21 protein-coding genes and 1 rRNA gene are annotated in these 23,398 nt (G+C 67.5%); 5 read left to right on the top strand and 17 right to left on the bottom strand.

What is annotated here, in order from left to right:
- The 4 genes from BLS42_RS02755 to BLS42_RS02770 form a co-directional block, all read right to left on the bottom strand.
- A 16S ribosomal RNA gene (locus BLS42_RS02755) occupies nt 1–137 on the bottom strand; the annotation flags it as partial.
- A 500-nt stretch (nt 138–637) separates the two neighbouring features.
- Nucleotides 638–1,951: a tyrosine--tRNA ligase gene (gene tyrS, locus BLS42_RS02760; RefSeq protein ID WP_090576143.1), complete on the bottom strand. Its 1,314-nt coding sequence runs from the start codon at nt 1,949–1,951 to the stop codon at nt 638–640.
- A 112-nt stretch (nt 1,952–2,063) separates the two neighbouring features.
- Nucleotides 2,064–4,292, bottom strand: coding sequence for a HelD family protein (locus BLS42_RS02765; protein ID WP_090576146.1), 2,229 nt, complete (start codon nt 4,290–4,292; stop codon nt 2,064–2,066).
- Between the two features lie 149 nt (nt 4,293–4,441).
- Nucleotides 4,442–4,963, bottom strand: coding sequence for an adenine phosphoribosyltransferase (locus BLS42_RS02770; RefSeq protein ID WP_176803165.1), 522 nt, complete (start codon nt 4,961–4,963; stop codon nt 4,442–4,444).
- Nucleotides 4,964–5,166: 203 nt separating this feature from the next.
- Here BLS42_RS02770 and BLS42_RS02775 point away from each other — a divergent pair, with 203 nt between their 5' ends.
- Nucleotides 5,167–5,784 carry a GNAT family N-acetyltransferase gene (locus BLS42_RS02775; protein WP_090576149.1) on the top strand — a complete coding sequence of 206 codons (618 nt, stop codon included), beginning with the start codon at nt 5,167–5,169 and terminating at the stop codon, nt 5,782–5,784.
- 6 nt (nt 5,785–5,790) lie between these two features.
- Here BLS42_RS02775 and BLS42_RS02780 read toward each other — a convergent pair whose 3' ends face one another.
- Together BLS42_RS02780 and BLS42_RS02785 are read right to left on the bottom strand one after the other, a co-directional pair.
- A complete protein-coding gene (locus BLS42_RS02780; RefSeq protein ID WP_090576151.1) occupies nt 5,791–6,420 on the bottom strand; it encodes a hypothetical protein in 630 nt (209 codons plus the stop codon).
- Between the two features lie 73 nt (nt 6,421–6,493).
- On the bottom strand, nt 6,494–7,210 hold the full coding sequence (locus BLS42_RS02785) for a DNA-3-methyladenine glycosylase (protein ID WP_256336207.1): 717 nt from the start codon (nt 7,208–7,210) through the stop codon (nt 6,494–6,496).
- Nucleotides 7,211–7,300: 90 nt separating this feature from the next.
- Between BLS42_RS02785 and BLS42_RS02790 the strand changes: the two genes are divergently transcribed.
- Entirely contained in the window at nt 7,301–8,812 is a 1,512-nt protein-coding gene (locus BLS42_RS02790) for a DNA-3-methyladenine glycosylase 2 family protein (RefSeq protein WP_090576155.1), read from the top strand.
- Nucleotides 8,809–9,327, top strand: coding sequence for a methylated-DNA--[protein]-cysteine S-methyltransferase (locus BLS42_RS02795; protein ID WP_090576158.1), 519 nt, complete (start codon nt 8,809–8,811; stop codon nt 9,325–9,327). Before BLS42_RS02790 ends, BLS42_RS02795 begins: the two co-directional genes overlap by 4 nt.
- A gap of 55 nt (nt 9,328–9,382) precedes the next feature.
- Here BLS42_RS02795 and BLS42_RS02800 read toward each other — a convergent pair whose 3' ends face one another.
- The 11 genes from BLS42_RS02800 to argC all read right to left on the bottom strand — a co-directional run bounded on the left by BLS42_RS02800 (nt 9,383) and on the right by argC (nt 20,838).
- Nucleotides 9,383–10,120 carry a maleylpyruvate isomerase family mycothiol-dependent enzyme gene (locus BLS42_RS02800; protein WP_090577030.1) on the bottom strand — a complete coding sequence of 246 codons (738 nt, stop codon included), beginning with the start codon at nt 10,118–10,120 and terminating at the stop codon, nt 9,383–9,385.
- A 57-nt stretch (nt 10,121–10,177) separates the two neighbouring features.
- Nucleotides 10,178–10,699 carry a pyridoxine/pyridoxamine 5'-phosphate oxidase gene (locus BLS42_RS02805; protein WP_090576161.1) on the bottom strand — a complete coding sequence of 174 codons (522 nt, stop codon included), beginning with the start codon at nt 10,697–10,699 and terminating at the stop codon, nt 10,178–10,180.
- Nucleotides 10,700–10,785: 86 nt separating this feature from the next.
- Nucleotides 10,786–11,928 (bottom strand): hypothetical protein, encoded by a 1,143-nt coding sequence (locus tag BLS42_RS19870; protein ID WP_143019133.1) that lies wholly within the window; start codon nt 11,926–11,928, stop codon nt 10,786–10,788.
- A 123-nt stretch (nt 11,929–12,051) separates the two neighbouring features.
- Entirely contained in the window at nt 12,052–13,479 is a 1,428-nt protein-coding gene (argH, locus tag BLS42_RS02815; RefSeq protein ID WP_090576172.1) for an argininosuccinate lyase, read from the bottom strand.
- Between the two features lie 5 nt (nt 13,480–13,484).
- On the bottom strand, nt 13,485–14,690 hold the full coding sequence (locus BLS42_RS02820; protein ID WP_090576175.1) for an argininosuccinate synthase: 1,206 nt from the start codon (nt 14,688–14,690) through the stop codon (nt 13,485–13,487).
- An 85-nt stretch (nt 14,691–14,775) separates the two neighbouring features.
- On the bottom strand, nt 14,776–15,306 hold the full coding sequence (locus BLS42_RS02825; RefSeq protein ID WP_090576179.1) for an arginine repressor: 531 nt from the start codon (nt 15,304–15,306) through the stop codon (nt 14,776–14,778).
- Complete coding sequence (gene argF, locus BLS42_RS02830; protein ID WP_371129495.1) at nt 15,306–16,331, bottom strand: ornithine carbamoyltransferase; 1,026 nt, start codon at nt 16,329–16,331, stop codon at nt 15,306–15,308. Before argF ends, BLS42_RS02825 begins: the two co-directional genes overlap by 1 nt.
- Nucleotides 16,328–17,638 (bottom strand): acetylornithine transaminase, encoded by a 1,311-nt coding sequence (locus BLS42_RS02835; protein ID WP_090577036.1) that lies wholly within the window; start codon nt 17,636–17,638, stop codon nt 16,328–16,330. The genes argF and BLS42_RS02835 overlap by 4 nt, the downstream gene beginning before the upstream one ends.
- 38 nt (nt 17,639–17,676) lie before the next feature.
- The gene (gene argB / locus BLS42_RS02840; RefSeq protein WP_090576182.1) at nt 17,677–18,609 is read right to left on the bottom strand and encodes an acetylglutamate kinase; all 933 of its coding nucleotides are present in this window, start codon (nt 18,607–18,609) and stop codon (nt 17,677–17,679) included.
- A gap of 34 nt (nt 18,610–18,643) precedes the next feature.
- On the bottom strand, nt 18,644–19,810 hold the full coding sequence (gene argJ / locus BLS42_RS02845; protein ID WP_090576185.1) for a bifunctional glutamate N-acetyltransferase/amino-acid acetyltransferase ArgJ: 1,167 nt from the start codon (nt 19,808–19,810) through the stop codon (nt 18,644–18,646).
- Entirely contained in the window at nt 19,807–20,838 is a 1,032-nt protein-coding gene (gene argC, locus BLS42_RS02850) for an N-acetyl-gamma-glutamyl-phosphate reductase (RefSeq protein ID WP_090576189.1), read from the bottom strand. Before argC ends, argJ begins: the two co-directional genes overlap by 4 nt.
- Before the next feature lie 281 nt (nt 20,839–21,119).
- Between argC and BLS42_RS02855 the strand changes: the two genes are divergently transcribed.
- On the top strand, nt 21,120–22,223 hold the full coding sequence (locus BLS42_RS02855) for a fatty acid desaturase family protein (RefSeq protein ID WP_090576192.1): 1,104 nt from the start codon (nt 21,120–21,122) through the stop codon (nt 22,221–22,223).
- Between the two features lie 182 nt (nt 22,224–22,405).
- A complete protein-coding gene (locus BLS42_RS02860) occupies nt 22,406–23,371 on the top strand; it encodes a quinone oxidoreductase family protein (protein ID WP_090576195.1) in 966 nt (321 codons plus the stop codon).
- Nucleotides 23,372–23,398 lie beyond the last annotated feature (27 nt).

Here is a 23,398-nt window from a genome sequence, read left to right on the forward strand (position 1 = left end):
GTTAAGGGCAGGTTACTCACGTGTTACTCACCCGTTCGCCACTAATCACCGGTGCAAGCACCGGGTCATCGTTCGACTTGCATGTGTTAAGCACGCCGCCAGCGTTCATCCTGAGCCAGGATCAAACTCTCCGTTGAAGTAAAACAGACACACCATGCGCCCCCGGGAAAACGGGATGCACACAATGCACAAAATTTGAAACCAGCTGTAAAAACCAGACCACACCACGGGGTGGCGCAACCTGGTCAATTCAACCAATTCAATACAATAAATTGGTATCAACAAACTTGGCACACTATTGAGTTCTCAAACAACAGACACATTCGAATACTTGCCGAAACAATTCATTTCAATGAATTCTTTATTTCGTTTTTCTTCGCTGCGATGTTTACAGCTTATTTCATTCATTTCCACTTTGCAAATTCGCGATTTTCATCCGAATTTCACTTTGTGGAGCGAATCCGCCCAGCAGAATTGAAGCAATTTCCATTCTGTGCGCCTAGCGCATGAAGAATTGCTTCTCATTTGTGGGGGTTTGTCACCACTCAACGGCGGCAACTCAGAAAACAATACACGCTCCTCCCCGGCCGTGCAAATCGGCCGGGAAGGAGCGTGCAGGGTGCGTTTTCGAAGCCGATCAGGACGCCGCGACTTCCACCGTTGCCAGGTTCTTCTTGCCCCGGCGCAGGAGCAGGTAGCGGCCGTGCAGCAACTGGCTGGCGGCAATAACGGCGTCGGGGTCGGACACCTTCGCATTGTTGACGTAGGCGCCGCCCTCCCCCACGGTGCGGCGTGCGGCGGACTTGCTCTCTGACAGACCGGAGGCGACCAGCAGCTCGATGATGCCCAGGGCGCCGGCGTCGACAGTGGCGGACGGCAGCTCGGAGGTCGCCGCCTTCAACGTCGCCTCATCGAGCACGGAGAGATCGCCGTTGCCGAACACAGCGGCCGACGCCGCGATGACCTTCTCCGTGGCGTCCACGCCATGGACGAGCGAGGTCACCTCGTATGCCAGTTTCCGCTGGCCTTCACGGGCGAACGGCCGTTCGGCGACCGCCACCTCCAGAGCCTCGATCTCCGCCCGGCTCAGGAAGGTGAACACCTTGAGGCGGTCCGCGACGTCGGCGTCCGCCGTGTTAAGCCAGAACTGGTAGAAGGCGTACGGGCTGCACATGGCCGGATCCAGCCAGATCGCATTGCCCTCGCTCTTGCCGAACTTGGTGCCGTCAGAGTTGGTGATGAGCGGCGTTCCCAGGGCGTGGACGTGCTTGCCCTCAACCTTCCGGATGAGCTCGGTGCCGCTGGTGAGGTTGCCCCACTGATCCGAGCCGCCGGTCTGCAGCATGCAACCGTGGTCGCGGAACAACTGCAGGTAGTCCATACCCTGCAGGATCTGGTAGCTGAACTCCGTGTAGCTGATGCCTTCGTCGGAACCGAGGCGGGATGCGACGGCGTCCTTGCGGAGCATGGTGCCGACACGGTAGTGCTTGCCGATCTCGCGCAGGAAGTCGATGGCGCTCAGGGGCGCCGTCCAGTCCAGGTTGTTGACCATCCGGGCGGCGTTATCGCCCTCGAAGCTCAGGAAGCGACGGACCTGCGCCTGCAGGTAGCCCACCCATTCGGACACGGTGTCCTTGGTGTTGAGGGTGCGTTCCGCCGTCGGACGAGGATCACCGATCAAACCCGTGGAGCCGCCCACCAGTCCGAGGGGCTTGTGGCCGGCCAGCTGGAGCCGGCGCATGAGCAGCAGCTGGACCAGGTTGCCCAGGTGCAGGCTCGGTGCGGTCGGATCGAAGCCGCAGTAATACGTCACGGGGTCGCCGGCGAGGAGCTTTTCGAGCTCCGCCTCATCCGTGGAGACGTGGACAAGACCGCGCCATTTCAACTCCTGCCAGATATTGGCAAAGCTGGGATCGTTCTGCTGGGCATCGAGAATATTTAGCTGGGACACGGAATCTAAGTTAGCAGGATCGACAGACCCGCATCACAGTTGACGCCGTGCGCACGGCAGCCGGACAACCATTGCCGCCCGGCCAGCCGTACAGCCATTGCCGCCCAGCGGCCTACTCCTCGATGCCTGCCGGGACGCCGGAGGCGGCGATGAGCCGCAGGCGCTGCGTGGGCCGGGTCATGGCAACGTACAGGTCACCCACCCGGCCGTGCTCGTGGTTGAGCATGTCCGTCGGTTCCAGGACCACGACGCCGTCGAATTCCAGTCCCTTTGCCTCGCGGGGACTGATCACCACGATGTCCTGCGCATAGCTGCCCGCTCCGGTTCCGACACGGTGGCCGTACACGGCCCGCAGCGCCGCGCTGGCCTCGGGCAGAAGCTCGCCGTCGGCGATGACCGCCATCAGGCCGCCCTCGATGGCATCCAGTTCCTCCGGAAGCACCTCGACGAGCTTGTTGACGATCTGGCCCCTGCCGACACTGTCGATGACCGGGGACCAGCGCCCTTCCCTGACAGCCTTAGGCGCCGAAACCACCAGTCCGGCCGCCGTCGCCATGCGGGCCGCGGCCTCGGCGATCTGGGACGGCGTGCGGTAGTTGACCGTCAGTTCCTCGAGCTGCCAGCGGTCGCCAAACATCGGTCCCAGTGCGCTGTGCCAGGAGTTGGCACCGGCGACGGAACTTGTCTGGGCGATGTCGCCCACGATCGTAAACGACTTCAGCGGGCAGCGGCGGACCAGCAGCCGCCACTGCATGGGCGACAACTCCTGGGCTTCGTCCACCACGATGTGCCCGAAGGCCCAGGAACGGTCCGTGGTGGCCCGCTCTGCAGCGGTCAGCCGCGTCTCGCGCTCCTGGTTCTGATCCACGAGCTCTTCGGCCGTGACGAGGACATCTACGCCGGCGGTTTCCATGTTGACCAGGGTCTGCTTGGCGTTGGCGAGGTCGCGGGCACGGTCATGTTCCTGCTGCGCGAGTCCCCGTCCGGCGGCGGCATCAAGCTCGCCGAGCAATTCGGCTGCCTCGTCGAGCAGCGGAACGTCGGACTCGGTCCACGGCGAACCGGCCGGACGGAGCAGCAGCGCGCGTTCCTCCGGGCTGAGGTTCGGCGTGCATGCCTCCAGGATGGCGGGCTTGCTCAGCAGCTCCCCCACGAGCTTCTCCGGGGTCATCGGCATCCAGCACAGGTTCAGGGCGATCCGGACATCCCGGGCGGAGCGGACGTCCTCCGCCAGGTAGGAGCGGTCGGCGTTGTTGCCGATGTTGCCGGCCTCCACAAGCTCCGTCATCTGCTCGGTGAGTTCGCGGAGCAGGATCTTGACGAAGGAGACGCGGGCCTCGTTGTGCGGTTTGCCCGTGGCGCGGGCCCTTTCCTTGGCGCGGCGGACCTGGCGCGGCGTGAGGACCAGCTTGCGGCCGTCGACTTCGAGGATCCGGTTTCCGGCCGGTATGCGCTGCCGGTTGGCCACGGCGTTGGCGACCACCTCGGCCATGTCCAGCCGGCCCTTGATGGCGGCAACGGCGGAGTCCGGCTCGGCAACGGCGGTGATGCCCGGCATGAGCCGGCCAAGGCTCGCCATCACGACGCCGGTCTCGCCGAGCGAGGGCAGCACGCGTTCGATGTACTTCATGAAGGACGACGTCGGCCCCACCAGCAGGACGCCGGCACTCTTGAGCCTGTCCCGGTGCGTGTAGAGCAGGTACGCGGCGCGGTGCAGGGCGACAGCGGTCTTGCCGGTGCCCGGACCGCCCTGGACGACGAGGGCGCCGGAGATGGAGGAACGGATGATCCGGTCCTGCTCGGACTGGATGGTGCCGACGATGTCTGACATCCGGCCCGTCCGTTTGGAGTTTAGGGCAGCCAGCAGGGCGCCTTCGCCCTGAAGCGAATCGTTGTCGGCGAGCATGTCGGCGTCGAGGACGTCGTCCTCGATTGCCTTGACCTCGCGGCCCTGCAGGATCAGGTGCCGGCGGCGGCGAACGCCCTGCCGGTCAAACGCCGTGGCCTGGTAGAAATGGCCGGCCTCGGGCGCCCGCCAGTCCACCATGAGCCGTTGCAGGTCCTCGGTGGTCAGGCCGATGCGGCCGATGTACTGGGCCTCCCCGGAATCCAGGTCGAGACGGCCGAACACGAGCCGGTCATCGACGGCGTCGAGCTGGGCGAGGCGGTCCTCGTAGAGGGCCGCGAAGGCATCGCGCTCGGAAACGTTCTGCATGGTGCCCACGGCACCGGCACGGCGCACCTGGGCCAGCTGGGTGCGCTTCTCCGCCCGCAACTCATCGAGCCGGGCGTAAAGTCCGGCCACATAGTCGCGTTCATGGGCCAAATCAGCGTCGTGCATCGAACGTTCCCCTATCGAAAAAGACGGACCCACCATTCTACAGCCATTTCGGCGGCCACGGCTGTTATATGTCGCCGAACAATGCCAAGGCAGTCTTCGTCAGGGAATTCTACCGACACGTCCCGGATGGTCCAGCCTCAGAGTCCCCGCTAGATCCGCAGCAGGGAGCGGACGTTGTGGCCGGTCAGGGCCGTGCGGCCGGCAAGTTCGTCCAGTTCCATGACCACGCCGATGCCGGCCACGTGGATCCCACACCGCTCGAACAGCCGTGCCGCGGCGCCGAGCGTACCGCCGGTGGCAAGCACGTCGTCGAGGATCAGCACCCGGCTCCCCGGCGCCAGGTCCGTGGTGTGCAGCTCAAGGGTGGCCGTGCCGTATTCCAGGGCGTAGTCCTCGGAGAACACTTCGCGCGGCAGTTTGCCGGCCTTGCGGACCGTGATGACTCCGGTCCCAGTGGCGTAGGCGGCGGCCGCCGCGAGCAGGAAGCCGCGGGCTTCCACTCCGGCGACGGCGTCGAACTGGCCCTGGAACGGTCCAACCAGGGCATCGACGACGGCCCCGAACGCGGCGCCGTCGGCGAACACCGGGGTCAGATCCTTAAAACTGATTCCGGGTTTGGGATAGTCCGAGATGGTGGCGCACAGGCTCTTGATCAGCTCATCCACCGGCATTGCAATCTTCGTCAGGTTCGGCTCGCTTTGATTCACCCGTCCACCTTACTGGCTGGTAGCGGGACGTCCGCCGTACCCGCGGCCTCCCCGGCCGGCGGCCCCCAGGCCGGGGGCCTCGGGGCAACCCCTCAGTCATCTAATGTTCACGCGGAGGGCGCCGGATTCGCCGGTCCCGTCCACCCCACCGGTGATTGAATGCTCGAATGCGACACGAAATCGTCCTCTCCGGCCATGGGGTCCGCCTGGTTCCGCTGGACCCGCACCACGCGGCGGACCTCCTTGATTTTGTGGATCCCGGCATGTGGGGCGGCATGGCGGCACCCATGCCGGGGACGGCCGGCGAACTGGCAGCACTGTTCCAGTCACGGCTGGAGGATCCCGCCACCATCCCGTTCGCCGTGACGGACGGACGCACCGGCGCCCTGCTGGGCACGACGTGCCTCCGCGACTACGTTCCGGCCCAACAGCGCCTGGAAATCGGCGGAACCTTCTACGGGCGGCAGTTCTGGGGCAGCCACGTCAATCCGGCGAGCAAGCACATGCTCCTCGGCTACGCCTTCGAGGTACTGGAAGTGGAACGGGTGGCCTTCCGCTGCGACGCCCGCAATACCCGGAGCGCGACGGCCATCGAACGGCTCGGCGCCCAATTCGAGGGCGTCCTCCGCGGCCACCGTGCAGCGCCCGGCGGAGGACGCGCGGACGCCGCCGTCTTCTCGATCCTCTCGCAGGAGTGGCCGCAGGTGCGCGAAGACCTGCGGCGCCGCCTCGCCCCTTTCACCGTCGGCGCCGACTACGGGCTCTCCAGTATCGCCGCCTCTTAGAAGTCCCTACGCTTCTGCTGTTGGAGGCTCGGCGTCTGGCGGCTCGGCGTCGGGAGGCTCGGCGTCGCCTCCCGGGCGCGGCGGGCGAAGGAGTTCGTTCGCAAGCCCGTAGGAGACCACGCCCAGCGCCTTCCTGAGCGCGCGCTCGGCGTCGAACCGTCCGGCCGCCACGCTGCTGAGCCGGGGGTAGTCCTCGGCCCACCCGGACCGTAGGAACCTGTCGGCGTCACCATGCAGGAGCCGTCCGTAGAGGACGTCCTCGAACAGGTCGTGGTCATCCAAGGCGATTTCGGCCATCAGCGCCTCGCGGTCCCGGATCATCCCGTTCGTGAACAAACTGGCCGCTTCTGCCGTGCCCTCGGTTATCCGGGGGTCCGCCGAGTAGTTGCACAGGCGCAGGGCCCTGACGACGAGTTTGAGCGAGACGTGTTCTTCCGGAACGATGAATTTACGCAACAGGGCCGCACGGAAGAGCTCCACCCAGTGCCTGCGCTCTGCTTCGACGGAGTCCACCGCGGCCTGCTCGCCGTCAGGCGTGAACAGTTCGACCATGCGGAAGTACTCGGTGGCCAGCTGCGCAAAGATCTGGAGCCGTTCCAGCTCGCTGCCCGGTTTTCCGCGTTTCCCCTCGCCCATAATGCTCCATCATCCCCCACCGCGCGTGCCTGCTGCAGGGTGCCTACAAGCCGCGTGCAGGGTGCCTGCCGCCTTACGCCCCGCTGGTGTTTCGCGCCTTTGCCGCCTTGTAGCGCGAGACGGTCGGATCGCCGCTGAGCCAGAACCGCCAGGGGTAGTCGTGGCTGCCGCCGGCGCCGGAGACGCCGACGCGCGGACCGGAACTGATGCCCTCAGCGACCCCTTCCGGCGGGTTTGCGGGCGGTTCCAGCCGGAACGGCGGCGCGAGGGCGTCCCGCCCGCTGTCCGCCGTCGTCAACCCCAGCGCGGTGGCAAGCCGGGCAGGCCCGCTCGCGAGGTCGATGTCCGATTTCGACGTCGGGCGCCTGGCCCTGGCCAGCTCATGTCCGGCAACCACTTCGCCGGCCCGCAGCAGCAGCGCCGACGCCACGCCCTCGGGCCCGCACACGATATTGGCGCAATGGTGCATCCCGTACGTGAAATACACGTAGAGGTGGCCGGCCGGGCCGAACATCGGCGCGTTGCGGGCCGTTTGCCCGCGGAAGGTGTGGGACCCGGGGTCAGGGTGGTGCGAATCATGCGGGCCGAGGTACGCCTCCACCTCGGTAATCCGGACCGCGACGGAGCCGTCGCGCCCGTCATGCGTCAACACGGCGCCAAGGATCAGCGGCGCCACGTGCCGCGCATCGGCCGAGAGCAGCTCCCGCAGCGACGCAGCCGTGCCTGCAATCGTGCCGGACTGGACACCTGTACCGGTGCCGGGCTGGGCAGGAAGCGGACTCGAAGTCATGCTCAGACTTTAACAAACGCCGCCGGAGGACCACACGGCCGTGTCCGAATTCCGCTAGCAGGTGCTCCGCGAAGCTGGCAGGATGGGGTGATGGACTTCTGGCAGCGCTACCGGGCAATCGATGCCCGGGACACCCGATTCGACGGGCAGTTCTACACCGCTGTCCGGACCACCGGCATCTACTGCCGGCCCTCGTGCCCCGCGCGGACGCCCAAGGCGGACAACGTCACGTTCTATGAGACTTCCGCTGCCGCGCACGACGCCGGCTACCGGGCCTGCAAACGCTGCCTGCCGGAGGCCGTGCCCGGCACCCCGGCCTGGAACGTGCGCTCCGATATCGCCGGCCGCGCCATGCGCCTGATCAATGACGGCGTGATCAACCGCGACGGCGTCGAGGGGCTGGCGGCTCGGCTCGGCTACTCCGCGCGCCAGCTCAACCGCATCCTCAGCCACGAACTCGGCGCCGGTCCCCTGTCCCTGGCGCGGGCGAGCCGCGCCCAGACCGCCCGCACCCTGCTGGTCTCCACCGCCATGAAAGTCTCGGACATCGCCTTCGCCGCCGGATTCAGCAGCGTGCGCCAGTTCAACGAAACCATCGGCGAGGTCTTTGCGATGACGCCCTCCGCGCTCCGGGCCACGGCCAGGCATCACCGCTCCCCCGCGGCGACCACAGCGCTCACGCTCAACCTTCCGTACCGCGAACCGTTCGACCCCGGCGTTTTCGACTTCCTCGCCGTCCGCGCCATCCCCGGGATCGAAGAAGGCACCTCCAGTTCCTACGCCCGGACCCTGCGGCTGGCCCACGGCGATGCGCGCTTCCGGGTGGATTACGACGCCGGCACGGCCGGGCGTCCGCTCGTGCTGACCATCGGCGCCGTCGATCTCCGGGACCTGGCCGCCCTGCTGAGCAGGGTCCGCCGCCTGCTGGACCTGGACGCCGATCCGGTCGCCATCGATGCCGCCCTCGCGGCCGATTCCCGCCTGGCCGCGACGGTGGAGAGCACGCCGGGCATGCGGATGCCCGGCGCCGTTGATCCGCAGGAACTGTTGATCCGGGCCATGATCGGCCAGCAGATCACGGTGGCCGCCGCGCGGACCGCCCTGGTACAACTTTCCGCGGCCGGGAGCGCGAGCCTGGTGCCCGACGACGGCCTTCACCGGATGTTCCCGACGGCGGCCCAGATTGCCGAGACCGGGTTCGAACTGCTCCGCGGCCCGCAGCGCCGGATCGATGCCGTCCGGGGCGCCGCGGCGGCGATGGCCTCGGGCGACCTAGACTTCGGCTACGGCGACGACGTGCACGGGCTGGAGGCCAAGCTCCTGCCCCTGTCCGGCGTCGGCCCGTGGACCGTGGGTTACGTCGCGATGCGGGTCATCGGCGCGCCGGATGTGTTCCTGGCCAACGACGCCGCGGTCCGCAACGGCATCCGATCACTCGCCCAGACCCCCAGCGGCGCCGCCCTCACCCCCGATTTCCGTGAGGTCAGCCCATGGCGCTCCTACGCCACCATGCACTTGTGGCGCGCAGCAGCGGCTGCCCAAGCTGCGGCGCGCACAGCGTCTCTCAACCAAAAGAAGACTCCGAAGAAAGCGAACCCATGAAAGCCCAGCTGTTGACCATGTCCACCCCGGACGGTCCTTTCACCATCATCGCCCGCGACGGCGCCGTTTTGTCATCGGGCTGGACCGCCGTTCCCGGCGAGCTGACCGGGCAGATCCACGCGGACCTGCTGCCGGGCGAATTCGAAACCGTTGCCAGGCTGGGCTCGATCTCCGCGGCCGTGGAGGCGTTCTACTCCGGCGATCCGGAGCCGGCCATGGCGGTGCCGGTGCTGCAGAAGTCCGGTCCTTTCCGAAGCCACGCCTGGGATGTGCTGCGCACGGTGGCTCCGGGGCGCCCGGTGACTTACACGGAGTATGCCGAGCTGTCCGGCAACGCCAAGGCCGTCCGGGCCGCGGCCAGTGCCTGCGCTTTCAACGCGGCGGCCCTGTTTGTTCCCTGCCACCGTGTCATCCGCACCGACGGGACCCTGGGCGGCTTCCGCTGGGGACTGGCCGTCAAGGGCAGCCTGTTGGACCGGGAACGCGAACTCGCCCTCGCCACGGCACGGCCCTAGGCCTGCACGGGCCCAGGCACGGCGCCGGCGAAGGATGGCATGCGAAGGAGCGCGCCTAGTTCTTGACGGGCGCTCCGGCAGGCCAGGGCAGCAGTTCCGGAAGGTCAACGCCGTCGGCCGCGGCCGTGGCGCGCAGGCTGCCGAGGGTGGGCGTGCGGCCGGCGAGCCACGCTGCGATGTCCGTCAGCATGCCGTTGATCACCGTCGATGTTCCGCCGCTGCCGATGGCCACCGCGGGCAGGCCGAGCGGCTGCAGCACGAAGCGCTGGCCCTCGGGCACTCGAGCGGAGAGGAAATCGAAGAGGTGTCCGCAGAAGGGGCGGCTCCAGGTTTCCGGTCCGTAGCCGGTGCCGAGATCGGCCGCATGGATGACGAGTTCGCGCCACAGTGCCAGGCCGCCGTCGAACACGACTCTCCCGCGGTAGGTGATGGGCTCGCGCCAGCCCGCAGCGTCGAGGGAGTCGAAGGCGCGCAGGGCCCTGCCCAACGCTGAGTCGAGGTCGGCCCGGTGCTGAGCGAGGCTGTGGCCGGCCGCCATTTCGATGGCGCGGTTTCGCCCCTCGAAGCCGCCGTCGTAGAGCTCCACGCCCTCACCCCGGGCGGCGTATTCGAGCTGGCGGCCCATCGCGTTGGCGATCCCGCAGGTGTGGGCCAGCACGTGCCCGCGGCTCCAGCCAGGCAGTTCCGACGCCGCTTTGATGTCCTGTTCCGTCAGTTTCGCGGCGATTCCGGCCACGACGTCGGCGGCGCGGTGCAGTTCTGCCCGAAGGTTCTCTGGTGTGATTGAGGTCATGGCGCCCATCCTAAACCGATCCACCCAATTAACTCTGATTAACTGAGCGGAATCCGATCAGCGGGGCGCGTAGCGGTGCCGGATGTGCCGGCGGTCGTGCCTGGCCTGCCAGAATTCGATTTCGCGAGGCCGGATGGCGTAGAGCTGCCATTCCGGATTCTCGCTGCCGTCGGCGCTCGGGCGGGCCTGCCAGTCCGCTGCCGAGGCCTCGGTGGACAGCTCTACGACGTCCCCGGCCACCCGCACCTGGCGGCCCTGCTGTTGCCAGAAGAAGTTCAGCGCCGCGTGCGGGTTGGCCGCGAGCTCCTGGCCCTTACGGGATTCCCGGGAGGTCGCGAAGTGCCAGCCGTCGGCGTCGATGTCCTTCAGAATCAGCATCCGCGACGACGGCCGGCCCTGCTCATCTGCGGTGGCCAGGCTGCACGCGTTGGGCTGCGGCACCCCGGCCGCCAGCGCTTCGTCCAGCCACAGCCGGAACAGCTCCGCCGGGTCCGCGGGCGCCGCCGCCGGATCAAAGTCCGGGAGGTGGTCGGGGAAATCGGGCAGGGCGCGCAGCAATTGGCGGAACGATTCGCTCATATGGAGACACTCCGTGGGTGATCCTTCAGCCCCAGAAGCTGAAGTGTGGGTTTGATGGGCGGGTGGGCTGGTCATGGCGGGTAGCTCTATGTGAAGGTTTCCCGATTGAGCTCCATGCCCAGGCCTTGGGTAAAGAGCATGCCGTTGAGTAATTCCCGGCCGGATTCGACGAGTTGGGCGTCGGGGCGATCTTGTGCGAACCACGCGTCGAAGTCCGGGTGGATGACGAGGACCCTATCCACACCTGCCGGCGAGAGGTGCCATTCCGGCGCGAACAAGTCCCGATCGTGGAGCGGTCCCAGCATCTGCACGCCGTAGGCGTCGGGCACGTACCGGTCAAGAACCGGATGTGCCTGACGCATCCACCCGTGCGGTCCCTCAAATTCGGGCCAATTGGTGTCAAGCAACGGTCCAAAAGTTCCGCTCATCCAATTGCCTCCTTTGACCAGCCCATACTGCAGTTCATCAGCCAGATCCACGAGGACCTGAGTCATGTCCTGAACGGATCTCTCCCGTGGGAGCGAGATGTCCCGTTGTTGATACAGAACGTAGCCTTCCAGAGAGAAGTCGACTTTACGGACTTTTTGAAGGCCGTCGAAGCTAATGATGCTCGCTTCTCCTCGCGCTCTGTAGGCTGCTGAGAACAGCCCCCGGCGTTCCTCCGGAAGACACTTGAAGCGGTGCATTCCCATGGCAAAATAGTCCGTCCCGCCTACCACCGCGCACCAGTCCAAGGCATGTCCAAGAATCTTCTCGAGGGCACGCTGCCCTATGCGCCACTGGAGGTCTCCTACGCGCCGATCACGTCCGGCCGGTGCCGGTTTCAGCCAGCGGTTTCCGGTGGGGCTAAACGCCGCTGTCCAGCATGCATAGTCCTGGAGACCGCCTGGGCCAAGCCGCTCGGTCTTGCAGGGTAGCAAGTGACCTCGGATGCCTGAGGCGGTCAAGCTGTCAGCAATAGCCTGAAGAATCCCCGGTACGCGTTTGATGTCCCACAGCTCGTCGAGAATCAGGACGGGACCGTGGGCCGTACTCGCAATGGGTGGCGGTGATACGGGGTCGGGAAGCAGGACGGAGGCGGAGGCATAGGCTGCAGACAACGAATCGAATGCCACTTCAGGAGGACATGAAGTTTCAAGTCGAAGTATGAGTGGCCCGACAATGCTGGCCCTTATCGAACGAAGTGCACCCAGCTCATCCACCGTCACAGCCTCGGAAATATCGATCATTTATGTCTCCCCTTGACAGGATCAGCGCTGTTCCTGTCTGCCTACCCTAACGAAAAAGGTCCCGGCAGGCCCGACCACCGTGGTCGTGCCTGCCGGGACCTATGCCCCACCGGGTCCGTGCAGCTACCCCGCGTACGCCCGCACGCCGGCGAGCTCGCCCTCGAGGGCCAGCAGCTGGCGTTCGACGGCGGCCGGTGCGGTGCCGCCCTGGGAGTTCCGGCTGTTGAGCGAACCCTCAGTGGATAGGACCGTGCGGACCTCCGGCGTCAGGTGCTCCGAGATGGCGGCGTATTCCTCGTCCGTCAGGTCCCAGAGCTCGACGCCGCGGCCTTCGGCCTGCTTCACCGCGGCACCGGAGAGCTCGTGCGCCTCGCGGAAGGGAACGCCCTGGCGGACCAGCCATTCGGCAATGTCCGTCGCCAGCGCGAAGCCAAGAGGAGCCAGCGCTTCCATCCGTTCGGTGTTGAACTTCAGCGTCGCGATCATGCCGGACACTGCCGGGAGCAGGACCTCCAGCGTGTCGGCGGCGTCGAAGACCGGCTCCTTGTCCTCCTGCAGGTCGCGGTTGTACGCGAGCGGCAGGCCCTTCAAGGTGGCCAGCAGCCCGGTCAGGTTGCCGATTAGCCGGCCCGCTTTTCCGCGCGCCAATTCCGCCACGTCCGGGTTCTTCTTCTGCGGCATGATCGAGGAGCCGGTGGAGTAGGAATCGTGCAGGGTGACAAAGGAGAACTCCTTCGTGGCCCACAGGATCACTTCCTCCGAGACCCGGGACAGGTCCACGCCGATCATGGCCGTGATCCAGGCGAACTCGGCAAAGACGTCGCGGGATGCGGTGCCGTCGATCGAGTTGTGCGTCGCCGAGAAGAAGCCCAGGTCGGCTGCGACGGCCTCCGGGTCCAGTCCCAGCGAGGAGCCCGCCAGGGCACCCGAACCGTAGGGCGAAACGCCGGCGCGCTTGTCCCAGTCCTGGAGCCGCTGCACGTCGCGCAGCAGCGCCCAGGCGTGGGCCAGCAGGTGGTGGCTGAGCAGGACAGGCTGGGCATGCTGCAGGTGGGTGCGGCCGGGCATGGCCACCCCCTGGTGCGCCTTGGCCTGCCCCACCAGCGCGTCGATCGTGGCGAGCACGCCGCGGGCGATGATCCGGGCGTGGTCGCGCAGGAACATCCGTCCCAGCGTGGCCACCTGGTCGTTGCGGGACCGGCCCGCGCGGAGCTTGCCGCCGAGCTGAGTGCCGGCGCGCTCGATCAGGCCGCGCTCCAGCGAACCGTGCACGTCCTCATCGGACTCCGCCGGCAGGTAGGCGCCGGAGGCGACGTCCTCATCCAGCTGGGTCAGGGCGGCAAGCATGCCCTCGAGTTCGGCGTCGTCCAGCAACCCGGCCTTGTGCAGCACGCGTGCGTGCGCCTTGGACCCGGCGATGTCGTAGCGGGCCAGCCGCCAGTCGAAGTGCGTGGACTTGCTCAGCGCGGCCAGGGCGTCCGCGGGGCCGCCGGCGAACCGGCCGCCCCACAGTGCTCCCGTGTTTGTAGCTTCGGCCTTTTGCTCAGCCACGGGGGCTACTTTCCTGCGACGCGGATGTCGCGGCCGGAGGCAACCTTGGCGGACATGCCCCACAGCTCGATGAAGCCGCGCGCCATCGACTGATCGAAGGTGTCGCCGGTGTCGTACGTGGCGAGGTCGAAGTCGTAGAGGGAAGTCTCGGAGCGGCGTCCGTTGACGATCGCCTGGCCGCCGTGCAGCACCATGCGGATGTCGCCGGTGACGTACTTCTGGGTGTCCTCGATGAAGGCGTCGAGGGAGCGCTTGAGCGGGGAGAACCACTGGCCGTCGTAGACCAGCTCGGCCCAGCGCTGGCCGACGGTCGCCTTGAAGCGGGCCTGCTCGCGCTCGATCGTGATGTCCTCAAGATGCTTGTGAGCGGTGATGAGCGCCATGGCACCGGGGGCCTCATAGATCTCGCGGGACTTGATGCCCACGAGGCGGTCCTCGACGACGTCGATCCGGCCGACGCCCTGGGCGCCGGCGCGGCGGTTGAGTTCCTTGATGGCCTGCAGCGGGGTGACCTTGACGCCGTCGATCGCGACCGGCACGCCGGCTTCGAAGGAAATGGTGACCTCATCCGGCGCCGGCGGGAATTCCGGGGTGGCGGTGTAGTCGTAGATGTCCTTGGTGGGGGCGTTCCAGATGTCTTCGAGGTAGCCGGTTTCGACGGCGCGGCCCCAGACGTTCTGGTCGATCGAGTACGGGTTCTTCTTGGTGGTCTCGATCGGAAGTCCCTTTTCCTCGGCGAAGGCAATGGCCTTGTCGCGGGTCAGGGCGAGGTCGCGGACCGGTGCGATGCACTTCAGGTCCGGGCCGAGGGTCTGGATGCCGACTTCGAAGCGGACCTGGTCGTTGCCCTTGCCGGTGCAGCCATGGGCGACGGTGGTGGCGCCGAATTCGCGGGCGGCCTTGACCAGGTGCTTGACGATCACCGGGCGGGAGATGGCCGAGACCAGCGGGTAGTGGCCCTGGTAGAGGGCGTTGGCCTTCAGCGTGGGCACGCAGTACTCGTTGGCGAACTCGTCGCTGGCGTCGGCGACGTAGGCTTCGACGGCGCCGCAGCCCAGCGCGCGCTGGCGGATGGTCTCCAGCGATTCGCCGCCCTGTCCGACGTCGACCGCCACGGCGATGACCTCGGCGCCGGTCGCTTCACCGATCCAGCCGATGGCTACGGAAGTATCCAGGCCACCGGAGTAGGCCAGAACAATACGCTCAGTCACGGAAATGCTCCTTAGTTGTTTGGTGATGCTGTCAGTCTGGGAAATCTTTGTTTCAAGCCTGTCACAAGCCGGTGCGTTGCGCGGCTTATTGGCCGGCTTCCTCGGCGAACTGCAGGAAGCGGGCGGCGATGTCCGCGCCGCCCAGAGGCTCCCGGGTGACGAGAAGGACGGTATCGTCCCCGGCGATGGTGCCCAGGATCGAGGGCATCACGGAGTGGTCGATTGCGAGGGCCAGGAAGTTCGCGGCGCCCGGCGGGGTCCGGAGCACCACGAGGTTGGCGGAGGCCTCGGCGGTGACGAGCAGTTCACCGCACAGCCGGGTCAGCCGGGCGTCGAGGATTTCCTGGGTGACGCCGCTCTTGGGCGCCCGTTCGCCGCCCTCCCCCGGGACGGCGTAGACCAGCACGCCGTCCTTGCCGCGCACCCGGACGGCGCCGAGTTCCACGAGGTCGCGGGAGAGCGTGGCCTGGGTGACCTGGACGCCGTCGTCCGCGAGCAGCGCGGCGAGCTCGGCCTGGGACCGGACCGATTCGCCCGTCAGAATCGCTGTGATCCGTGCCTGCCGGGCTGTTTTGGTGGCCGGGCTGGCCCCCGGAGAGGCTGGCTGGACGGACATCAGGCCAAGCCGTCCACCGGCGCCAGCCCATCGACTGGCGCGAGCCCGTCAATAACGGCAAGGCCGGAGCGGTGCATGAGCCAGGCCATCAGCGCCTTCTGGGCATGGAGCCGGTTTTCGGCTTCGTCCCAGACCACCGACTGGGGGCCGTCAATGACGTCCGCGGCGATCTCGTAGCCCCGGTAGGCCGGCAGGCAGTGCAGTACGACGGCGTCCGGCGCGGCGAGCTTCATCGCCGCGCCGTCCACGGAGTACGCCCGGAACAGGTTCATCCGTGCTTCCTTCTCCGCCTCCTGGCCCATCGACACCCAGGTGTCGGTGGCGACGACGTCGGCGCCGAGGAGGGCCTCGGCGGCGTCGATCGTCACCAGCACCGAGCCGCCGGTCTCCGCGGCCCGGTCCTCGGCGGCGGCGATGATCTCCGCGGACGGCAGGTACCCCTCCGGTCCGGCGATGCGGACGTTCATGCCCGCCGTGACGCCGGCCAGCAGGTAGGAGTTGGCCATGTTGTTGGCCGAGTCGCCCAGGTACGCCATGGTCAAGCCCTTGAGCGAGCCCTTGTGCTCCTTGACGGTCAAGAGATCGGCGAGCAGCTGGCACGGGTGGTAGTCATCGCACAGTGCGTTGATGACCGGCACACGGGAGTTCGCGGCCATGGCGACGAGCCCGGCATGCGCGCCAGTGCGCCACACGATGGTGGACACCATTCGTTCGAGTACCTTGGCGGTGTCCTCGACCGATTCCTTGTGCCCGATCTGCGCCTCACCGGGGTTGATGATGAGTGCATTGCCGCCCATGTCCGCGATTCCGGTGGCGAAGGAGACCCTGGTCCGGGTGGAGGTCTTGTCGAAGATGACCGCCACGGTCTGCCGGCCGTTGCCCGCCGCGGCGTAGGGCTGCACGCTGTAGGGCGCGGCCTTCATCCGGACGGCGAGCTCGAGGACCTCGGCCTGTTCGGCCGGGCTGAGGTCCGTGTCCTTGAGGAAGTGGCGGGTGGGCACTGATGCGGTCACGGCGGCGGTCACTTGGCGTCCTTTGCGGCGTTGATACTTGTGGTGGCGGGTTGTTCGGCCGGCTGTTCGGCCGGCTGTTCGGCCTGGACCTTGGCGGTCTCGAGCAGTGCGGGCAGTGCCGCCAGGAAGCGGTCGGCCTGTTCGGTGGTCAGGATCAGCGGCGGTGCCAAGCGGATGGTGCGCGGGCCAGGGCTGTTGACGATGAACCCGGCGTCGAGGCCGGCGGTGACGACGCCCGGGGCGACGTCGGCGTCCAGGTCGAAGCCGATCAGCAGCCCCTCGCCGCGGATCTCGGTGACGCCCGCGATTCCGGCGAGGCCGGCGCGCAGGTGCTCCCCCACGCCCCGGACGTGGGCCAGGATGTCCTGGTTTTCGAGGACGTGCAGGGTGGCGAGGGCGGCCGCGGTAGCCACCGGGTTACCGCCAAAGGTGGTCCCGTGCTGGCCGGCGGTCAGCAGCGCGGACGTTTCCGGTCCGAACGTCACGAGGGCGCCGACCGGGAAGCCGCCGCCGAGTCCCTTTGCGAGGGTCACGGCGTCGGGCACGATCCCGGCGTCCTCACTGGCCAGCCACTTGCCGGTACGGCCGATGCCGGTCTGGACCTCGTCGAGGATCAGCAGGGCGCCGGCGGCGCTCGTGGCCTCGCGGGCGGCCTTGAGATATCCGGCGGGCAGAGGCCGGACGCCGGCCTCGCCCTGGATTGGTTCGAGGAAGACGGCGGCGGTGGTCTCGTCCACGGCGGCGCTGAGGGCGTCGATGTCGCCGAACGGGACATGCACGACGCCGCCGGGCAGCGGTGCGAACGGCGCCCGGTATGCCTCCTTGGCCGTCAGCGCGAGGGCGCCCATGGTGCGCCCGTGGAAGGCGCCTTCGAGCGCGATGATCTTGGTGCGCGGTTTGCCTTCCGAACCAGCATTCCGGCGCGCCAGCTTAAAGGCAGCCTCAACGGCCTCGGTGCCGGAGTTGGCGAAGAACACCTTGGAGCCGGCCGGCGCCTTGGACAGTTCCAGCAGCTTCTCCGCCAGGGCGATCTGGGTGGGGCTCGTGAAGAAGTTCGAGACATGGCCCAGGGTGGCCAGCTGGCTGGAGATCACCGAAGTGACGAACGGGTGGGCGTGGCCGAGGGCGTTCACGGCGATGCCGCCGAGCAGGTCCAGGTACTCCTTGCCGTCGGCGTCCCACACGAGGCAGCCGGCGCCGCGGACCAGGACGCGCTGCGGGGTGCCGAAGACGCCCAGCAGCGAGGACGAGTAGCGGGCCAGCCACTCGGCTCCGCTGCTGCTGGAGACAATTGTGGTTACGGTGGCCTCCGCAGCGATGCGGCCTTCAGCGGAATGGCTCAGTTCAGTGCTGCTCACTATGCGTTCACTTCCTCGTCCGGGACGACCTGGGTGCCGATGCCGGCGGTCGTGAAAGTTTCCAGAAGCATCGAGTGCGGCAGGCGGCCGTCCACGATGTGGGCGCGCTCGACGCCGCCCTCGACGGCCTTCAGGCAGGCTTCCATCTTCGGGATCATGCCCGATTCCAGGCCGGGGAGCAGTTGGCGCAGCTCCGAGACCGTCAGGGACGAGATGAGCGAGGACCGGTCCGGCCAGTTGGCGTACAGACCCTCGACGTCGGTGAGGATGACCAGCTTGGAGGCGCCGAGCGCCTCGGCCAGAGCGGCGGCGGCGGTGTCGGCGTTGACGTTCAGAACCTGGCCGGTGGTGGATCCGTCGTCGTGGATTTCCGGGGCGACTGTGGAGATCACGGGAATCCGGCCGGCGGCCACGATGTCCAGGATGCCTTCCGGGTTCACCCCGACCACCTCGCCCACCAGGCCCAGGTCCACCTCCTCGCCGTCCACCACGGTGCCGGTGCGGACGGCGCGGAGCAGTCCGCCGTCCTCACCGGACATGCCGACGGCGTACGGGCCGTGGGAGTTGATCAGGCCCACGAGTTCGCGCCCCACCTGGCCGGTGAGGACCATCCGGACCACGTCCATGGCCTCGGGCGTGGTGACGCGCAGCCCGCCCTTGAATTCGGATTCGATCCCCAGTCGGCTGAGCATGGCGTTGATCTGCGGGCCGCCGCCGTGCACCACCACGGGGTGGATGCCAACGTGGTGCAGGAACACGACGTCTTCGGCGAAGGCGCGGCGGAGCTCGTCGTTGACCATGGCGTTGCCGCCGTACTTGATCACCATGGTGCTGCCGGCAAAGCGCTGGATCCAGGGAAGCGCCTCGATCAACGTGGCGGCTTTGTCCCGGGCGTCGGATTGGGAGGTGGTCTCGCGTGTCTGGGTGTTCATGTTCGTCGTCCTTACTGTTCCTTCCCCCGGGGGGTTAGCTGGAGTAGGCGCTGTTTTCGTGGACGTAGTCGTGGGTGAGGTCGTTCGTGAGGATCGTGGCCTCGGCCCCGCCGGCCTGCAGGTCGATTTCGACGAGGACCTCGCGCGGTTCGAGGTCCACGAGGTTGCGGTCATCGCCGATGCTGCCGTTGCGGCAGATCTGCACGCCGTTCATGGACACGTTCAGCTGGTCAGGATCGAAAGCCGCGTCGGTGGTCCCGACGGCGGACAGCACGCGGCCCCAGTTGGGGTCCTTGCCGAAAATCGCGGTCTTGAACAGGTTGGAGCGGGCGACGGCGCGGCTGACGACTTCGGCGTCCCGCTCGCTCGCGGCGTTGAACGTCCGGATCGCAATGTCGTGGCTGGCGCCCTCGGCGTCGCCGATCAGCTTGCGGGCCAGCTCGGCGCAGACGTGGGTCAGGCCCGTGCCGAAGTCGGCGGCGGACGGCACGGCGCCGGAGGCCCCGGAGGCCAGCAGCACCACGGTGTCGTTGGTGGACATGCAGCCGTCGGAGTCCGCCCGGTCGAAGGTGACCCGGGTGGCGTTGCGGAGTTCGGCGTCGAGCATGCCCGGCTGGACGTCGGCGTCTGTGGTGATGACCACCAGCATGGTGGCCAGGCCCGGGGCCAGCATGCCGGCGCCCTTGGCCATGCCGCCGATGGTGAACTGTGTGCCTTGGGCGTCCGTGCCGGTGAAGACGGCCTGCTTGGACACGGAGTCCGTGGTCATGATCGCGGTGGCTGCCGCGGGGCCGCCGTCTGCGGCCAGGCCGGCGGTGGCGGAACCGATCCCGGCCAGGATTTTATCCATGGGAAGCTGCTCGCCGATCAGTCCGGTGGAACAGATCACGACGTCGGTGGCGGAGACGCCGAGGGCTTCGGCGGTCTTCTCCGCGGTGGTGTGGGTGTTCTGGAAGCCCTGGGGTCCGGTGCAGGCGTTGGCCCCGCCGGAGTTGAGGAAAACGGCGTCCACGCGGCCGTCCTTGACCACCTCGCGGGACCAGTGCACGGGGGCCGCGGCGACGCGGTTGGATGTGAAGACCGCCGCGGCGGCCTTGGACGGGCCGTCGTTGACCAGGAGGGCAACGTCCGGTTTGCCGGAAGCCTTGAGGCCGGCCGTCACGCCGGCGGCGCGGAATCCCTGCGGTGCGGTGATGCTCACGGTGCGACTCCCTGGAGGTTGAGGCCGGCGGATTCCGCCAGGCCGAGGGCGATATTCATGGACTGCACGGCGCCGCCGGCGGTGCCCTTGGTCAGGTTGTCGATGGCGCAGCATACGATCACGCGGCCGGTGTGCTCGTCGAAGGCCAGCTGCATGACCGTGTGGTTCGATCCCTGGACCGACTTCGTGGAGGGCCACTGGCCCTCGGGGAGCAGGTGCACGAACGGTTCGTCGTCGTAGGCCTCGGCCCAGGCGGCACGCAGCTCCTCGGCGGTCACGCCGGAACGGACCCTGGCTGTGGCCGTGGTGAGGATGCCCCGGCTCATCGGTGCCAGGGTGGGCGTGAAGGAGACGGTGACCGGAGCCCCCAGCGCCTTGGAGAGTCCCTGTTCGATCTCCGGGGTGTGCCGGTGTCCGCCGCCAACGCCGTAGGGGCTCATGGAGCCCATGACTTCGGCGCCGATCAGGTTGACCTTGGCGGCCTTGCCGGCCCCTGAGGTGCCGGATGCCGAGACGATCACGACGTCGTCGCCCTCCAGCAGCTGGTTGCTGAAGCCGGGCGTGAGGGCCAGCAGGGCCGACGTCGGGTAGCAGCCGGGGACGGCGATCCGGGTGGCGTCGCGGAGGGCGTCGCGCTGGCCGGGCAGTTCCGGGAGGCCGTAGGGCCAGGTTCCGGCGTGCGCGGAACCGTAAAACTTCTCCCACGCTTTCGGGTCCTCGAGGCGGTGGTCCGCGCCGGCGTCGATGACCAGAGTCCCGGCGGGCAGCTGCGCCGCGATCTCCGCGGACGCCCCGTGCGGAAGCGCCAGGAACACGACGTCGTGCCCGGCCAGGTTATCCACGGTGGTGTCCTCGAGGATGCGGTCCGCCAAGCCATGGAGATGCGGCTGCAATTCCCCTAGTCTGGAACCGGCGTTGCTGTGGGCCGTAATGGCGCCGATGGTGACGTCGGGATGACCGGCGAGCAGCCGCAGGACCTCGCCGCCGGCATAGCCGCTCGCCCCGGAAACGGCAACAGAAATAGTCATAAGCACGACTATACAGCAAGAGTATGCATAGATGCCGATATTTATGCATAGACGTGCTTGTGTCTAAACCGCGGTCTAAAGGCCCTCTTCCAATGCGTCCCACGCAAGGCTGAACGCAAGTCTGAGATCGCGTGCGGGGCGTTCCACCGGCCGTGGATTGCGCCGCCGACCGGCGGGTGGCATAGACCCGGGGGCGTATGCTGAGTAGAGGGTGATCTTGATCGTGCAGCTGCGAATGTCAGTTGCAGCGTTGCCCGTAACCGTGACGAGGCCAGCGCCCCATGACCGCCACTTCCACCCTTCCCGCCCAAACGCCGGCGCGGCCGCTATCGCGCGTCCGGCAGCCCAACGCAGTGGTCCTGAGCTATTCGGAACTCCTCAAAAGCGTCAAGTCGGCCGGCCTCCTCGAACGGCGCGTCGGCTTCTACGTCACCGTGTTCTCCAGCCTGGTGCTGCTGATGGCCGCCACCTGGTTCGGGTTCGCGCTGATCGGTGACAGCTGGTTCCAGCTCCTGATCGCCGCCGCCCTGGGCATCCTTTGCACGCAGCTGAGCTTCCTGGCCCACGAAGCCGGGCACAGGCAGATCTTCGCCTCCCGGCGCGCCAACGACTGGGCCGCACGGTTGCTTGCCACGTCCGTGGCCGGCATCAGCTACTCCTGGTGGGAGCAGAAGCACGGCGCGCACCACAACCACCCGAACGTCATTTCCAAGGACCCGGACATCGCGCCCGGCCCCATCGCCTTCCACCCCCAGGCGGTAGCCGACCGCCAGGGACGCCTCGCGTTCCTGACGCGCAAGCAGGGCTGGTTCTTCTTCCCGCTCCTGTTCCTGGTGGGCCTGGGACTCCAGATCGATTCCGTGAAATTCATCGTCCGCCGGGCCAAGGTCGCGCACCGCTGGGTTGAAATCCCGATCCTCGCAGTCCGGCTCAGCCTCCTGCCGGTTCTCGCGTTCACCTTCCTGCCGCTGGGCATGGCGTTCGCCTTCATCGGCGTCCAGCTGGCCGTGTTCGGCTTCTACATGGGCGCGTCCTTCGCGCCGAACCACAAGGGCATGCCGGTACTGCCGGCGGACAGCCGGGTGGACTTCTTCAGCCGCCAGGTCCTGACGTCCCGGAATATCTCGGGCGGCCGCTTCATGGACATCCTGCTCGGCGGCCTCAACCGCCAGGCGGAACACCACCTCTTCCCGGACATGGCCCGCCCCCAGCTGGACAAGGCTGCCAAGATCGTCCGCGAGTACTGCGCCAAGCACCAGGTCCCGTACACGGAAACCACGCTGATGCAGTCGTACGCCATCATTGTCCGCTACCTCAACGATGTTGGACTCGCCGCGGGCCGTCACTTCGAATGCCCGATGGCAACGGTCACCCGCCGCTACTAAAGGACGCATCATCCCGGAGGTGTGCGCGCAGGACCCGCCACGCCCAGACGCCGTCACGTGAAGCATCACGTGAAGGCATCGCGTGACGGCCAGTTACGGAACGCCCCTTCATGGTTACCGCCGGTGTCCCTAGGATGGACCCAGGGGCCGGGACAGACTTGGCCGCCCGGAACAGGAGCCACATGATGCACGCAATCGTCGCCCGCCAGGCCGGGGGCCCGGAGGTCCTGGAGCTCGACAAGACAGCCCGCCCCGTTCCCGGGCCCGGCCAACTGCTCGTCAGGGTCGCCGCCGCGGGCGTGAACTTCATCGACACCTACAAGCGCAGCGGCGTCTACAAGGTCAGCTACCCCTTCACACCCGGCTCCGAGGCTGCAGGCACCGTGGAGGAGGTCGGCGACGCCGTCACCGGGTTCGCTCCCGGCGACCGGGTGGCGACGGCCGAGGGCACGGCCTGCTACGCCGGCTATGCCCTCGTCGATGAGGACAAGGCCCTCCCGGTTCCCGACGGCCTGGACGATTTCACTGCCGCGGCCCTGCCTTTGCAGGGGGTGACGGCTCACTACCTGATCAACTCCACCTTCAAGGTCGAGCCCGGCCACACGGTTCTGCTCCACGCTGGCGCCGGCGGCGTCGGGCTCCTGATGATCCAGCTGCTCAAGGCCAGGGGCGCCCATGTCATCACCACCGTTTCGACAGACGAGAAAGAGCAGTTGGCCCGCGACGCCGGGGCCGAGCACGTGTTGCGCTACGACGGTTTCGCGGAGCGGGTCCGGGACCTGACCAACGGCACCGGCGCGGACGTGGTGTACGACGGCGTCGGGAAAGACACCTTCGACGCCTCCCTGGCGTCGCTGCGCATCCGGGGCATGCTGGTGCTCTTCGGCGCAGCGTCCGGCCCGGTCCCGCCGTTCGACCCGCAGCGGCTCAACGCCGGCGGCTCGCTGTACCTCACTCGGCCGACCATGGGCCACTATCTGCGCGACGCCCGGGAACGCCGCTGGCGCTCCGACGAAGTCTTTGCCGCCGCCGCCGAAGGCAGCCTCAAGGTCAGGATCGGCGCCCGCTACTCCCTCGCCGAGGCAGCCCGTGCCCACGATGACCTTGAACAGCGCCGCACCACCGGCAAAGTCATCCTGGTCCCCTAAGCCGCACGGTCCTCCAAGCCGCACGGC

This window comes from Arthrobacter sp. ov407 (assembly GCF_900102895.1).
Lineage (GTDB): Bacteria > Actinomycetota > Actinomycetes > Actinomycetales > Micrococcaceae > Arthrobacter.

Excerpts from the sequence above, each read along its gene's own strand:
- BLS42_RS02765 (WP_090576146.1), bottom strand. The coding sequence starts at position 4,292 with ATGCACGACGCTGATTTGGCCCATGAACGCGACTATGTGGCCGGACTT.
- BLS42_RS02770 (WP_176803165.1), bottom strand. The coding sequence starts at position 4,963 with ATGCCGGTGGATGAGCTGATCAAGAGCCTGTGCGCCACCATCTCGGAC.
- BLS42_RS02775 (WP_090576149.1), top strand. The coding sequence starts at position 5,167 with ATGCGACACGAAATCGTCCTCTCCGGCCATGGGGTCCGCCTGGTTCCG.
- BLS42_RS02780 (WP_090576151.1), bottom strand. The coding sequence starts at position 6,420 with ATGGGCGAGGGGAAACGCGGAAAACCGGGCAGCGAGCTGGAACGGCTC.
- BLS42_RS02785 (WP_256336207.1), bottom strand. The coding sequence starts at position 7,210 with ATGACTTCGAGTCCGCTTCCTGCCCAGCCCGGCACCGGTACAGGTGTC.
- BLS42_RS02790 (WP_090576155.1), top strand. The coding sequence starts at position 7,301 with ATGGACTTCTGGCAGCGCTACCGGGCAATCGATGCCCGGGACACCCGA.
- BLS42_RS02795 (WP_090576158.1), top strand. The coding sequence starts at position 8,809 with ATGAAAGCCCAGCTGTTGACCATGTCCACCCCGGACGGTCCTTTCACC.
- BLS42_RS02800 (WP_090577030.1), bottom strand. The coding sequence starts at position 10,120 with ATGACCTCAATCACACCAGAGAACCTTCGGGCAGAACTGCACCGCGCC.
- BLS42_RS02805 (WP_090576161.1), bottom strand. The coding sequence starts at position 10,699 with ATGAGCGAATCGTTCCGCCAATTGCTGCGCGCCCTGCCCGATTTCCCC.
- BLS42_RS19870 (WP_143019133.1), bottom strand. The coding sequence starts at position 11,928 with ATGATCGATATTTCCGAGGCTGTGACGGTGGATGAGCTGGGTGCACTT.
- BLS42_RS02825 (WP_090576179.1), bottom strand. The coding sequence starts at position 15,306 with ATGTCCGTCCAGCCAGCCTCTCCGGGGGCCAGCCCGGCCACCAAAACA.
- argB (WP_090576182.1), bottom strand. The coding sequence starts at position 18,609 with ATGAACACCCAGACACGCGAGACCACCTCCCAATCCGACGCCCGGGAC.
- argC (WP_090576189.1), bottom strand. The coding sequence starts at position 20,838 with ATGACTATTTCTGTTGCCGTTTCCGGGGCGAGCGGCTATGCCGGCGGC.
- BLS42_RS02855 (WP_090576192.1), top strand. The coding sequence starts at position 21,120 with ATGACCGCCACTTCCACCCTTCCCGCCCAAACGCCGGCGCGGCCGCTA.
- BLS42_RS02860 (WP_090576195.1), top strand. The coding sequence starts at position 22,406 with ATGATGCACGCAATCGTCGCCCGCCAGGCCGGGGGCCCGGAGGTCCTG.